Genomic DNA, 12697 nt, shown 5'->3' on the forward strand with positions numbered 1-12697 from the left:
TGTTAGGCGCGCGCTCTGGTTTAATCTTCCGCGTTGTCAGTTTTTCTAACGAGGCTCCCATGCGCCGCCACATTCCCAGCACCCGAGCGCTGCTGATATTCGACGCGGTGGCTCGCCACCACGGCGTCGGCAAGGCCGCCGAGGAGCTGTGCCTCACGCACAGCGCAGTGAGCCAGCAGCTGCGGCTGCTGGAGGAGCAGATCGGCGTGCGGCTCGTGCAGCGCACCGCGCGCGGCACTGAGCTCACCGAGGCCGGGCGGCGCTATCACGGGCAGATTTCCGGCGACCTGCTGCGGCTGCAGAACCACACGCTGGAAGCCATGGCGCAGCGCGCCGACGGCCTGCGCCTGCTGGTGGGCGCTGTGCCGGTGCTGGCCGAGGGCTGGCTCACGCCGCGGCTGCCCGAGTTCGTCTCGCGGAATCCGGGCTGCAGCCTGCACCTGCAGGTGTTCCCTACGCATCTCTACATGGAGGACCAGCCCTTCGACGTGGGCGTGCAGTACGACGACGCCGTATGGCCGGGCGCGAATGCGCAGCCGTTGATGGGCGAATCCTGCGTCGCGGTGTGTTCTCCCCGGGCGAAGGGGCGCGCGGCCATGGCTCGGGGTGACTTCCGCGCGGCACAGCTGCTGCAACTGCGCACGCGCATGGGGGCGTGGGAGGAGTGGTTCGGGCAGGTCCCGAACCTGCGCGCGCCGGACAACCTGGTGGCGGGGCACCGCTTCGACCTGTTCTCGTCGCTGGTCGCGGCGGTGCGGGCGGACCTCGGCGTGGGGCTCGTGCCCGACTACTTCGTGGAGCGCGAACTGCGTTCGGGTGAACTGGTGCTGGCCTGCCCGCATCGTGCACCCTCGAGCCGGGGCTACAGCGTGTTCGTGGCGCCAAGCCGCACGGATGACCTGCTGGTCGGCGCCTTCGTGGCATGGCTGCGCGCGGCGGCCGCGCCGCCAGTGCAGGCGGTGGCCGCCTAGGCGCGCTTGAAAAGCAGCACCGAGTTCGTGCCGCCGAAGGCGAACGAGTTGCTGACGGCGGCTTCGAGCGACGGTGCTGCCGCGTCGTCCTGCGTCACGAGGTTGAGCTGGCAGTCGGGGTCGATCTCGCGGCAGTTCGCGTTGGGCGGCAGCTGCCGCTGGTTCAGCGCGAGCACGGTGACGAGCGCCTCGATGGCGCCCGCCGCACCGAGCATGTGGCCATGCAGCGCCTTGGTGGAGCTCACGCGCAGCGCGTCGAGATCGTCGCCCCACACCTCGGCCAGCGCGTTGCGCTCGACCACGTCGCCGATGCGCGTTGCCGTGCCGTGGGCGTTGCAGTAACCCACGTCGCGCGGCTGCAGTCCGGCCGTGCGCAACGCGGCGCGCAGCGCGCGGGCCTGGCCCGGCGAGTCGGGCTTGGTGAGATGGGTGGCATCGCTGCTCAGGCCCCAGCCGGCCAGCGTGGCGTAGCTGCGGGCGCCGCGCGCGCGTGCGCGTTCTGCCGATTCGAGGATCAGGAAGGCCGCGCCTTCACCGAGTACGAAGCCGCTGCGGTCGGTGGCGAAGGGCCGCACCGCGCCGGCAGCCTCGCCGGGCTGGAAGCTGGCCAGCGTCTGCATGGCCTGCCAGGCCACCACCACGCCCGGCACGATCAGCGCCTCGCTGCCGCCGGCAATGGCGAAGTCGACTTCGCCGCGCTGCACGGCCTTGGCCGCCTCGGCGATCGCGACCGACGACGAGGCGCAGGCGACCGAATAGGTGAGCACCGGGCCCTGCACGCCCTGGCGCATTGCCACATGGGCGGCCGGCGCGTTGGGCATGAAGGCGGGAATGGTGAGCGGCGACACGCGGCCGTTGCCGCGGTAGGCCGCCTCGAGTGCCGCGGCTCCGCCCATGCCGCAGCCGGAGAAGACGCCGACGCGCTCGGGGTCGGCATCTGAAACGGCCAGGCCCGCGTCGCGCATCGCCAGGTCGGCGGCGGCCACGGCCAGCTGGCTCACGCGGTCGACGCCGGCGAGCTGCAGCTTGGTGAACCAGCGGGTTTCGTCGAATGCCGCGGTGGCCGCGGCTGCCGGCTTGGGCAGGTCGGGAAAGACGGGCTGTATGGCGGAGCGGCCCTGCAGCAGGGCCTGGAACAGGGCGCCGGGTTCGTCGCCATGCGGTGCGACGACACCCAGCCCGGTGACTGCGACCTCGTGGTTCACGCGGCTTTCGCGGCCCTGACCTTGTCGACCAGCAGCGCGAGTTCGGCCAGGGTGTCGATGCTCGCGTCCTCGTCGGGCATGGTGATGCCGAAATGGTCTTCGATGGCGAACAGAAACTCGGCGAGGGCCAGCGAATCGAGTCCGCCGGTTTCACGCATGGAGGCGTGAGGGTCGAGCTTCGACGGTTCGATGCCGTACTTCTCGTGGATCAGGTCCTGCAATTCCTTCAGCGAACTCATCGTGCAATGCCTGTCGTCGTGTGCCGTCCGATCGATCGCCGCCCTGTGCGGTCCTTGAGTCAATCGATCCCTTCCTCGTCGGCCAGTGGTGAGTGGTCAGTGTTTACGGATGATATCCGCTCCCACGCAAGGGGAATCCCTGCGCTCGCGCGCGCCCGGCCGCCAGCGCATCGAGGGTAGGGCGAACGCCATACCCAGCAGCGCCCCGGCCGCCACGTCGAGCGCCACGTGCTGCTTGACCGCCAGCGTCGAATAGGCGATGGCGGCGAACCAGGCCCAGTTCAGCACACGCCAGAAGGCCGGCGTGCGCGCCTCGCGCAGCACGTCCTCGATGCGGATGGCGGTGAAGATGGCCACCGCCACGTGCATCGACGGGCAGGCATTGCCCGCCGCGTCCACGCCCTGCAGCATCGCGAAGCCCGGGTAGCCGGAGACGTCGATGGCCAAAGGGGGTATCTGGGTCGGCCAGAAGTAGAAGATGCCCAGGCCGGTGACGCACAGCCCCCCGATCCACAGCCCGTAGACCACCAGTTCGCGGAAGGTGAGCTGCAGCCCCGGCGCGATGCCCACGTACACCCAGAGCGAGAGGTACGGGCCCAGCAGGAAGGCCTGGAACGGGATCAGGTGGTCCAGCGGCGTCAACGGCATCACGACGATCGGGAACGACGGATTGCGCAGCAGGTGGAAGTAGCCGATGAAGAACAGCCACGTGAAGACCGTGGTGCCGACCGCCTTCAGCAGGAAATGGCGGCGCACGCGCAGCCAGATGTCGGCGGTCCATGTGGGCGGCCTGGCGCCGGATGCTGCGTTCAGGGAGATCGGTGAGTGCATGGTGTTTGTCGGCCGCCGATCTTGCCAGAGCGCCGTGAAGCACCCGCCGCTGCGTCGCCGTGTCAGGCGGGCGCGGGCCGCTTGCGGTGCTGGAACGAGGTGGGCGAGCGGCCTGTGGCGGCCTTGAACATCGCGCAGAAGGCGCTGTCGGTGGCGTAGCCGCTGGCGGCGGCCACCTGGCTCACCGCCATGCCGCGCGCCAGCAGCGGCAGCGCGTGCGCCATCACGGCCTGCTGGCGCCACTGCTGCCAGCTCATGCCGAGCTGGTCGCGGAACAGGCGCGCCACCGTGCGCTCGCTGGCGCCGATGGCGGCGGCGCGCTCGGCCAGCGTGGCGCGGTCGGCCGGGTTGCGCAGCAGCGTCTCGCAGAGCTGGCGCAAGCGTTTGTCGGTGGGCAGCGGCACGTCGATGCGGATCTGCGTGGCGCGCTCCAGCTCGTCGACCAGCAGCGGCGCGATCATGCGTTCGCGCTGCGGCGCATGCGCGTCGGCCGGCGGCAGGCCGTCGGGCGTGGTGTCGAGCGCGAGCATCAGCGCGCGCAGCAGGGGGCTGATCTCGAGCACCTCGCACTTCTCCCACGAGGGCGCGATCCAGGCGTGCAGGTAGACGGTGCGCAGTTCCGCGTCCTCGATCAGCGTGATGCTGTGCGGCATGTTGGCCGGCACCCAGAGCGCCCGCGAGGGCGGCACGATGTAGCTGCCGTCCTGCGTGCTCAGGCGGATCACGCCGCGCGTGGAAAAGGTGAGCTGCGGCCACGGGTGCTCGTGCAGCTCGACGAGCGTGTCGGCGCTCAGGAAATGCTCCTTGGCGCGCAGCGGCCGCACCGCGTCGGGGGCGTAGAGGTGCGGCGTGAGGGAGGCAACGCTGTTGATCGGGGTGGGCCCGCGCAGCCTGGCGGCGGACGCGGCGCTCCTTGGGGGGGATGAGGCGGCGCTTGGCATGGTTTCGACAAATGTTGTCGCTGTATCGCCATTCTGCCGCTTCCCCGCCGCATAGCATCGGTGCCCGCCCCGTTTTTTTGTAGCAATCCATGTCTTCAACCTCGCCCACGAGCGCCGCTTCCTCCTCTCCCCAGACAACCCTGCGCACCGACGCCAAGCTCATCGGGCTGGTCGGCCTGGCCCATGCGGTCAGCCACTTCAGCCAGCTCATCCTGGCGCCGCTGTTCCCGTGGCTGAAGGACGCGTTCAACGTGAGCTATGTCGAGCTGGGCGCGGTGCTCACCGTGTTCTTCGTGGTCTCCTGCATCGTGCAGGCGGCTTCGGGCTTCATCGTCGACAAGCTGGGGCCGCGGCCGGTGCTGTTCGTCGGACTCGGGGCGCTGGGGCTGGCGGCCTTCGGCTACTCGGTGGCCCAGAGCTACTGGATGCTGCTGGTGTGCGCGGTTGTCGGTGGCATCGGCAACGGCGTGTTCCACCCGGTCGACTACACGCTGTTCAACCGCAAGGTCGCGCCGACCCGCCTGGGCCATGCCTACAGCGTGCACGGCATCACGGGCAGCCTGGGCTGGGCGCTGGCGCCGGCCTTCGTGGTGCCGATCGCCATCGCCTTCTCGTGGCGCGTGGCGCTGGCCTCGGCCGGCGCGGTGGCGCTGCTGGTGCTGCTGGTGCTGTGGGTCTACCGCAGCGTGCTGTCGCTCGACGCGGCGGCCGTGCACAAGGCCACGGGGCAGGGCGAGCACGCACCCGCCGGCGGCGAGTTCGACTTCCTGCGCATCCCGGCCGTGTGGATGTGCTTTGGTTTCTTCTTCTTCTATGCCGTGGTGATCAGCGTGGTGCAGACCTTCGCGCCCGTGGCCGCGGGGCACCTGCACGCCGTGCCGGTGGCGCTGGTGGCGGTGTGCCTCACGGTCTACATGGTGGCGAGCGCCGCGGGCATGGTGGTGGGCGGCTTCCTGGCTTCCGATCCCTCGCGCTGCGAGCGCATCGTGGGCGTGGGCTTCGGCGTCGCCGCTGCGCTGGCTCTCGCGCTGGCCTTCGCCGACTTTCCGCCGATCGTGGTGCCGGTGCTCTTCGGTGCCATGGGCTTCGTCTCGGGCGTCGCGGGCCCGTCGCGCGACCTGCTGGTGAAGAAATCGACCCCGCCCAATGCGACCGGGCGCGTCTACGGCGTGGTGTACGCCGGCCTCGACATCGGACAGGCCGTGGCGCCGCTGGTGTTCGGCCGGCTCATGGACCACGGCCAGTACACCAGCGTGATCGTGGGCCTGGCGCTGGTGCAGGGCGTGCTGATCGCCAGTGCCTTCAACGTGCGTCGCGTGCGGCGCACGGCGCTGGTGGTGCCGGCCTCCGCCTGAGTCTGCGGCCCACGCGGCTGAACGAAGTGCGGTCGATATCATCGACCGCATGCAAGCCTTGTATGTCTATGTGGTCGCCGGCGCCGTGCTGGCGGGTTTCGTGCAGGGCCTGTCGGGCTTTGCGTTCGGCCTGGTGGCGATGTCCGTCTGGGCGTGGACCCTGGAGCCACAGCTTGCCGCCGTGCTCGCCTTGTTCGGGGCGCTGACGGGGCAGGTGATTGCCGCGGTCACCGTGCGGCGCTCCTTCGACAAGAGCGTTCTCTGGCCCTTCGTGCTCGGCGGGTTGGTCGGGGTGCCGTTCGGCGTTTGGCTGCTGCCGCACCTCGATCTTGTCGTCTTCAAGCTTTGTCTCGGTGTGTTGCTGGTGCTGTGGTGCCCTGCGATGCTGATGTCGCAGCATCTGCCGAAGGTCGAGTTCGGGGGGCGCGCGGCTGATGCTGTGGCTGGTGCCATCGGGGGAGCTATGGCGGGCATCGGAGGGTTCTCGGGGACCATTCCTACGCTGTGGTGCACGTTGCGTGGGTTTCAGCGGGATACGCAGCGGGCTGTGATCCAGAACTTCAATTTGTCGATGTTGCTGGTGGCGTTCGGGATTCACGTTTTCAGCGGGAATATCGGGCGGGCTGTTGTGCCGTTGCTGGGGGTTGTTGCGCTGGCGGTTGCTGTGCCTGTTTTGTTGGGGGCTCGGCTTTATATCGGGATCAGTGAAGGGGCGTTTCGGAAGGTTGTTTTGGGGTTGTTGACGGCTTCCGGGGTGGCTTTGTTGGCTTCTGCTGTTCCTGCTTTGTTGGCTCGTGGCTGAGGTTTGTTGGTTGTTTGCTTTCCGAGGCCGGGAGTTCCGCCCGGCGGCGGACCTACTTTCTTTTGCTTCGCCAAAAGAAAGTAGGCAAAGAAAAGGCGACCCCACTGTCTGCGACCCCTTCGCTGTGCGAAGGGGCAACCTGCGGTGCTCGCGTTTCGCGGGGTCTCGCAGAACTCGCTTCGCTCAAACAGCTGCGATCCCTGATCCGCGAAACGCTGCGCTCCTCGGCGCAGCCAGAGGGAGGGGAGATGTGCGGGCCTTTGCTTCGCTCGGCCCCCAAGGCACAGCAAACGCTTCGCGCCTGCTGTGCTTGGAATAGAGCGTAGTGTCTGCAGGAGTCGCGGGGACTCAATATGTGGCCGAGCGAAGCGAAGGCCAATCCAGGCTGTTCAGAAGGCCGAGCGCAGCGATGGCCTGCTCGGTCTCCAACTCCCTTCTGGCTGCGCCGAGGAGCGCAGACGTAGGAGGGATAAGGGCCGCAGCTGTTTGAGCGAAGCGAGTTCTGCGGACCCCCTCCTACGTCGAGCACCGCAGGTTGCCCGTAGCGCAGCGAAGGGACGCAGACAGTAGGGTCGCCTTTCTTTTGCCTACTTTTCTTTGGCGAAGCAAAGAAAAGTAGGTCGGCCGCCGGGCCGAGACCCGGCCCCGGGAAGCAAACACTCCGCTTACCGAGGCAAAGCCAAAGCAAACGGCAAACTGACAACCCCCAGCAAGGTAGACAAAGTCACCAGCCCAGCCACGTAGGGCCCGTTGTACCCCATGCGAGCCGCCAACACATAAGCACTAGAAGCAGTAGGCACAGCAGAAAACGCCATCAACACAGCCCCCTGCGCAGCATCGAGCCGCAACAACCGAGCCAACCCCCAGGCCACCAACGGCAGGAACAGATGCCGTATAGCCAGCACGGACACCGCCAGCGTCTTCCCTGCCCCCAGAGTAGAGAACTTCATCCCCGCCCCCGCGGCCAGCAGCCCGAGCGCCAGCGACGCAGCCCCGATTCGCGTAAGCGTAGGCGTGGCCCACGTAGGCACCGTGAGCCCCAGCACATTGGCCAGCAACCCCGCCACGGTCGCGACGATCAACGGATTGCGCACCAGCTGCCGCACGAACCCCGTCTGCGCATGCCGCGTCATAGGCCACACGGCCGCGATGTTGAAGATGGGCACGCACACGCCGATCAGCACGGCGATCAGCAGCAGTCCCTCGGAGCCTCCGAGCCGTTCGGCCAGTGCCAGGCAGATGAAGGAGTTGAAGCGGAAGGCGATCTGCGCGCTGGCCGCGTGGTCGCGCCGGTCGATGTGGGTGCCCAGGCCCGGGATGAAGGGCAGGGCATAGGCCAGCGCGATGCCGCAGGCTCCTACGCCGAAGCCCGCGGTGAGCAGGCTCGAGGTCGCGCCGAAGTCGAGCGGGCTGCGCACGATGGAGTGGAACAGCAGTACAGGAAAGAGAAAGTAGTAAACCAGGCTCTCGACCTGGTCCCACACGCGACGATCGAGGGCGGTGTAGCGGCAAAGGAGCCAGCCGATGGCGATGAGGGAGAAGTCGGGGAAGAGCAGCTGCGCGTAATTCACCGCTTCGAGGATAAACCCGCTTGACCATGGGTAATCCAGAGCACGGAGAACGCCCCCGAGCCGCTAGCATCCGTGCTTCGTTTTTCGACATCGGTCGAGTCAGATCAAATAAGGAGTTTTCGATGCAACGTCGTCAATGGGGCGCAATGGTGGGAGCCGCGGCACTGGTCATGGTCGCGGGTCAGAGCTTTGCGCAGGGTTATCCCAACAAGCCCGTCGAACTGAGCGTTCCGTTCGCACCGGGCGGCACGACGGACATCGTGGCGCGCGTGATCTCCGATCCGCTGGGCAAGGTGCTGGGCCAGCCGGTGGTGGTGATCAACCGCGCCGGTGGCGGCGGCATCGTCGGCGCGGCCGAGACGGCACGCGCCACGCCCGACGGCTACAAGCTCGGCATCGCCACGGTCTCGAGCACGGCGGCCAACCCGGCCATCAACCCGAAGACGCCGTACGACCCGATCAACGACTTCACGCCGATCATCAACATCGCGGCCACGCCGAACATCATCGCGGTCAACCCGAGCTTCCCGGCCAAGAACTACGCCGAGTTCGTTGCCGAGCTGAAGAAGAATCCCGGCAAGTACTCGTACGCCTCGTCGGGCACGGGCGGCATCGGCCACCTGCTGATGGAGCTCTACAAGAGCCTGACCAACACCTTCGTCACGCACATCCCGTACCGCGGCGCGGGCCCGGCGCTGAACGACGTGGTGGCCGGCCAGGTGCCGATCATGTTCGACAACATCCCCTCGGCAATGCCCTTCATCCAGAGCGGCAGGCTGGTTCCCATCGTGGTGTCGGCCCCGCAGCGCCTGGCCGCGCTGCCCAACGTGCCCACCTTCAAGGAAGTGGGCCTGGAGCCGGTGAACCGCATGGCCTACTACGGCATCCTCGGCCCGAAGGGCCTGCCGAAGGAAGTGGTCGAGAAGATCAGCGCGGGCGTGAAGAAGGCCGTAGAAGAGCCGGCGGTGCGCAAGCGCATCGAGGACACGGGCTCGCTGATCGTGGCGAACACGCCCGACCAGTTCTCGGCGCAGATCAAGGCCGAGTACGAGGTCTACAAGCAGGTCGTGAAGAAGCAGAACCTGAAGCTCGACTGACGGTCGCTCCTCGCACCAGCGAAGCCGCCCGCGTGCCGGGCGGCTTTTTCTTTTTGCTATCTTGCAAGGCATGACCGAGGCCGCCCCGCAGACACAGACGAAGACACCCGAGATCGACGATTTCATCGACGCCCTGTGGCTCGAGGACGGGTTGTCGAAGAACACGCTGGCGGCCTATCGCCGCGATCTCGCGCTGTTCGCGCAGTGGCTGGCCGCGCAGCGCAGCGGCACCGCGCTCGACGCAGCGAAGGAAACCGACCTGCAGGCCTACATGGGTGCGCGCCTGTCCACCAGGGGCAAGGCCACGTCGGCGAACCGGCGGCTCACGGTGTTCAAGCGCTACTACCGCTGGGCGCTGCGCGAGCGGCGCATCACGGCCGACCCGAGCATCCGGCTCATGCCCGCGCGGCAGATGCCGCGGGCCATCAAGACGCTTTCCGAAAAGCAGGTCGACGACCTGCTGGGCGCGCCCGACGTCGAGTCGCCGCTGGGCCTGCGCGACCGCGCGATGCTGGAGCTGATGTACGCGAGCGGTCTTCGCGTGAGCGAGCTGGTCGCGCTCAAGGCGATCGATATGAGCCTCAACGACGGCGTGCTGCGCGTGCTCGGCAAGGGCAGCAAGGAGCGGCTCGTGCCTTTCGGCGGCGAGGCGCGGCGCTGGATCGAGCGCTACCTGGAAGAGTCGCGCCCGGCCATCCTCGACGGACAGCAGACGCCCGACCTGTTCGTGACCGCACGTGGCGCGGGCATGACGCGCGTGATGTTCTGGATCATCGTGAAGAAGCACGCCACCGCGGCCGGCATCCACGTGCCCCTGTCGCCGCACACGCTGCGCCATGCCTTCGCCACGCACCTGCTGAACCACGGCGTCGACCTGCGCGCGGTGCAGCTGCTGCTGGGGCACGCCGACATCTCCACGACGACGATCTACACGCACGTGGCGCGCGAGCGCCTGAAGCAGCTGCATGCGCAGCACCATCCGCGCGGTTGAGGGCGCGCGGTTTCTTTCCCCGAAAAACAAGGAGACACGATTCATGAAAAAGAAGATGGCGACGCTGCTCGCGGCAGCACTGCTGGCTGCGGGCACCGCTGCGTTCGCGCAGGGCTTTCCGACAGCCAAGCCCATCCGCCTGATCGTCGGCTATCCGCCCGGCGGCGGTATCGACTTCGCGGCGCGCACAGTGCAGGTGCCGCTGCAGGAGGCGCTCAAGCAGCAGCTGGTGGTCGACTACAAACCCGGCGCGAGCGGCATGATCGCGGCCACCGAGCTCACGCGCCAGCCCGCCGACGGCTACACGCTGCTGCTGGCCAACACGGGGCCTTTCGCCATCGCGCCGTACCTGCAGAGCAAGCCGCCGTACGACCCGATCAGGCAGTTCACCTACATCGGGCAGATCAGCCAGGGCAGCTACATCGCGGTGACGCGGCCCGACCATCCGGCGAAGAACCTCAAGGAGTTCGTCTCCTGGGCCAAGGGCCAGCCGGGCAAGGTCAACTTCGCCTCGGGCGGCAACGGCACCTCGACGCACCTCAACGGCGAGCTGATGAACCAGGTTACGGGGCTCGACATGACCCACGTGCCGTACAAGGGCAGCGCGCCCGCCGTGCAGGACCTGATCGGCGGGCAGACGCAGATCCTGATCGACGCGGGCAGCGTGCTGCTGCCGCAGGTGAAGGGCGGCAAGCTCAAGGCGCTGGCGGTGACCGGCCCGGTGCGCGATCCGCAGCTGCCCGACGTGCCGACGGTGAAGGAGCTGGGCCTTGCGGGCATGGAGTCGGTCGGCTTCCAGGGGCTGGTCGGGCCGGCCAACATGCCGAAGGAGGTCGTCGAGCGGCTTTCCGGCGAGCTGGCGAAGGCACTGGCGCAGCCGGAGATCAAGGCCAAGTTCGCGACGGCGGGCGCCGAGGTGCATTCGCTCGGCCCGGTCGAGTTCGCGGCTTTCGTGAAGGCGGACAATGAGAAGTGGTCCAGGCTGATCAAGGAGCGCAAGCTGCAGCTGGACTGACGCCATCCATCACGCAAGCAGGCAGACGATCCGGGCTGCCAAACACACGACATGAATTTCCTCGCTTCCTCGAAGCCCTCGCGCCGCACGGCGACCCGACTCCTCGCCGCCGCCGCGCTGTGCGCCGCATCCGGCGCTTTCGCGCAGGCCGTGCCCAAGACCGTGCGCCTCATCGTCGCCTACCCGGCGGGCGGCGTCAGCGACGTGGTCGCGCGCGCACTGGGCGACCGGCTCGCGGCGCAGATGGGTGTCACGGTGATCGTTGACAACCGTGCCGGCGCGAGCGGCGCCATCGGCATGGACGCGGTCGCCAAGGCCGCGCCCGATGGCGCGACGCTGGGCTTCTCGGCCATCAGCCCTCTGGTGCTGAGCCCGCACCTGGGCAAGCTGCCCTTCGATCCGCTGAAGGACGTGGCGCCGGTGGCCAGCGTGATGTATTCGCCGGTGCTGCTGATCGCCACGCCGGCGAGCAAGGCCAAGGACTTCAAGGCGCTGATCGACGATGCCAAGGCGCATCCGGGCGCGGTGCGCTGGGCGACCTCGGGGCCGGCCTCGCTCGGCCACATCGTGCTGGAGCAGCTGCGCGCGGCGGCCGGCGTCGACATCACGCACGTGCCCTACAAGGGCGGCGGACAGCAGCTCAACGACGCGATCGGCGGGCAGTTCGAGATCCTGTCGACCAACGCGAGCCCGACGCTCTCTTCGCACATCCAGTCGGGCAAGCTGCGCCCGCTGGCGGTGGGCGCACCCGCGCGGCTCGAAAGCCTGCCGCAGGTGCCCACGCTGGGCGAGCTGGGCTACAAGGCGGCCAACATCAATTCGCTGTTCGGCGTGTTCGCGCCCGCAGCCACGCCTGCCGCGCTGGTCGCGAAGTACAACGCCGAGATCAACAAGGCGCTGGCCAGCCCCGAGCTACGCGCCAAGCTCACGGCCACCGACAACGTGCCGACCGGCGGCACTTCGGCGGCGTTCGCGAAGGAAATCGCCAGCGAGTTCGAGAGCAACGGGCGCATCGTCAAGGCGGCGGGCATCAAGGCCGACTGACGCCTTCATGACACCTCGGCTTGTGGGTTGATCTTCCCTACCTTATAGTAGGTAGATGACCAACGCCACAGCCCTGGCCACCGGCAGCACCCGCGAGCAGATCCTCGCGGTGGCGCGCGGCTTCATCGAAACGCGCTCCTACCTGGGCTTCAGCTTCCAGGACGTGGCCGACGCGGTCGGCGTGCGCAAGGCCAGCCTGTATCACCACTTCCCGACCAAGGAGGCGCTGGGCGTCGCGGTGATCCGCGGGGCGACGCAGGGCTTCAAGGACTGGGACGCCGCCCGGACGCGCGAGCCGAAGGACGCGCTCGAATCGTATTTCCGCATGTACCGCAATACGCTGCGGGCCGGCTCGGGCATGTGCCCCGCGGGGGCGGTGGCTCCCGGCTGGGGCGTCATCAACGACGAGCTGCGCCTGGCCGTGCAGGAGCTGCGCAACACGCAGGTGACCTGGCTCACCGGCGTGCTGGGTGCGCTGATGCCCGAGCGCAAGACGGGCGCCTCGGTGGCTTCGCTGGCCGCCTATGTGTTCTCGGTCTGCCAGGGCGCGCTGCTGTCGGCGCGCATGACGGGCCGCGTCGACGATTTCGACGAAGCCATCGCCCAACTCAGGAGTTCCTTGCCGGGCTGAGCGC

Annotated in this window: 13 protein-coding genes; 8 read left to right on the top strand and 5 right to left on the bottom strand. The window is 68.1% G+C overall.

The window, feature by feature from the left end; genetic code table 11:
* Positions 1–59 precede the first annotated feature (59 nt).
* Positions 60–971, top strand: coding sequence for a LysR substrate-binding domain-containing protein (locus EJP69_RS24525; RefSeq protein ID WP_093303910.1), 912 nt, complete (start codon positions 60–62; stop codon positions 969–971).
* On the opposite strand, the gene EJP69_RS24530 is transcribed toward EJP69_RS24525, so the two are convergent.
* The 4 genes from EJP69_RS24530 to EJP69_RS24545 form a co-directional block, all read right to left on the bottom strand.
* Positions 968–2176: a beta-ketoacyl-[acyl-carrier-protein] synthase family protein gene (locus EJP69_RS24530; protein WP_093203261.1), complete on the bottom strand. Its 1209-nt coding sequence runs from the start codon at positions 2174–2176 to the stop codon at positions 968–970. The two genes, EJP69_RS24525 and EJP69_RS24530, sit on opposite strands and share 4 nt — an antisense overlap.
* Positions 2173–2415 carry an acyl carrier protein gene (locus EJP69_RS24535; RefSeq protein ID WP_093203258.1) on the bottom strand — a complete coding sequence of 81 codons (243 nt, stop codon included), beginning with the start codon at positions 2413–2415 and terminating at the stop codon, positions 2173–2175. Before EJP69_RS24535 ends, EJP69_RS24530 begins: the two co-directional genes overlap by 4 nt.
* Before the next feature lie 96 nt (positions 2416–2511).
* Positions 2512–3246, bottom strand: a complete 735-nt coding sequence (locus EJP69_RS24540; protein ID WP_093303913.1) for a phosphatase PAP2 family protein — start codon at positions 3244–3246, stop codon at positions 2512–2514.
* Positions 3247–3308: 62 nt separating this feature from the next.
* The gene (locus EJP69_RS24545; RefSeq protein WP_093203253.1) at positions 3309–4187 is read right to left on the bottom strand and encodes an AraC family transcriptional regulator; all 879 of its coding nucleotides are present in this window, start codon (positions 4185–4187) and stop codon (positions 3309–3311) included.
* An 89-nt stretch (positions 4188–4276) separates the two neighbouring features.
* Here EJP69_RS24545 and EJP69_RS24550 point away from each other — a divergent pair, with 89 nt between their 5' ends.
* Positions 4277–5542, top strand: coding sequence for an MFS transporter (locus EJP69_RS24550; RefSeq protein ID WP_126472830.1), 1266 nt, complete (start codon positions 4277–4279; stop codon positions 5540–5542).
* Positions 5543–5591: 49 nt separating this feature from the next.
* Entirely contained in the window at positions 5592–6344 is a 753-nt protein-coding gene (locus EJP69_RS24555; protein ID WP_093303918.1) for a sulfite exporter TauE/SafE family protein, read from the top strand.
* 665 nt (positions 6345–7009) lie between these two features.
* Here EJP69_RS24555 and EJP69_RS24570 read toward each other — a convergent pair.
* A complete protein-coding gene (locus tag EJP69_RS24570) occupies positions 7010–7927 on the bottom strand; it encodes an AEC family transporter (RefSeq protein WP_170217227.1) in 918 nt (305 codons plus the stop codon).
* A gap of 110 nt (positions 7928–8037) precedes the next feature.
* Here EJP69_RS24570 and EJP69_RS24575 point away from each other — a divergent pair, with 110 nt between their 5' ends.
* From EJP69_RS24575 to EJP69_RS24595, 5 genes are all read left to right on the top strand, one after another.
* On the top strand, positions 8038–9012 hold the full coding sequence (locus EJP69_RS24575) for a tripartite tricarboxylate transporter substrate binding protein BugE (RefSeq protein ID WP_093203242.1): 975 nt from the start codon (positions 8038–8040) through the stop codon (positions 9010–9012).
* A 70-nt stretch (positions 9013–9082) separates the two neighbouring features.
* On the top strand, positions 9083–10003 hold the full coding sequence (gene xerD / locus EJP69_RS24580; protein ID WP_126472834.1) for a site-specific tyrosine recombinase XerD: 921 nt from the start codon (positions 9083–9085) through the stop codon (positions 10001–10003).
* Positions 10004–10046: 43 nt separating this feature from the next.
* Positions 10047–11018 carry a Bug family tripartite tricarboxylate transporter substrate binding protein gene (locus EJP69_RS24585; protein WP_126472835.1) on the top strand — a complete coding sequence of 324 codons (972 nt, stop codon included), beginning with the start codon at positions 10047–10049 and terminating at the stop codon, positions 11016–11018.
* A 51-nt stretch (positions 11019–11069) separates the two neighbouring features.
* Positions 11070–12062 (top strand): Bug family tripartite tricarboxylate transporter substrate binding protein, encoded by a 993-nt coding sequence (locus tag EJP69_RS24590; RefSeq protein WP_093203237.1) that lies wholly within the window; start codon positions 11070–11072, stop codon positions 12060–12062.
* A gap of 55 nt (positions 12063–12117) precedes the next feature.
* A complete protein-coding gene (locus EJP69_RS24595; protein ID WP_126472837.1) occupies positions 12118–12693 on the top strand; it encodes a TetR/AcrR family transcriptional regulator in 576 nt (191 codons plus the stop codon).
* The last annotated feature ends 4 nt before the right edge of the window (positions 12694–12697 follow it).

Origin of the sequence: Variovorax gossypii (assembly GCF_003965815.1) — a bacterium.
GTDB lineage: Bacteria > Pseudomonadota > Gammaproteobacteria > Burkholderiales > Burkholderiaceae_C > Variovorax > Variovorax gossypii.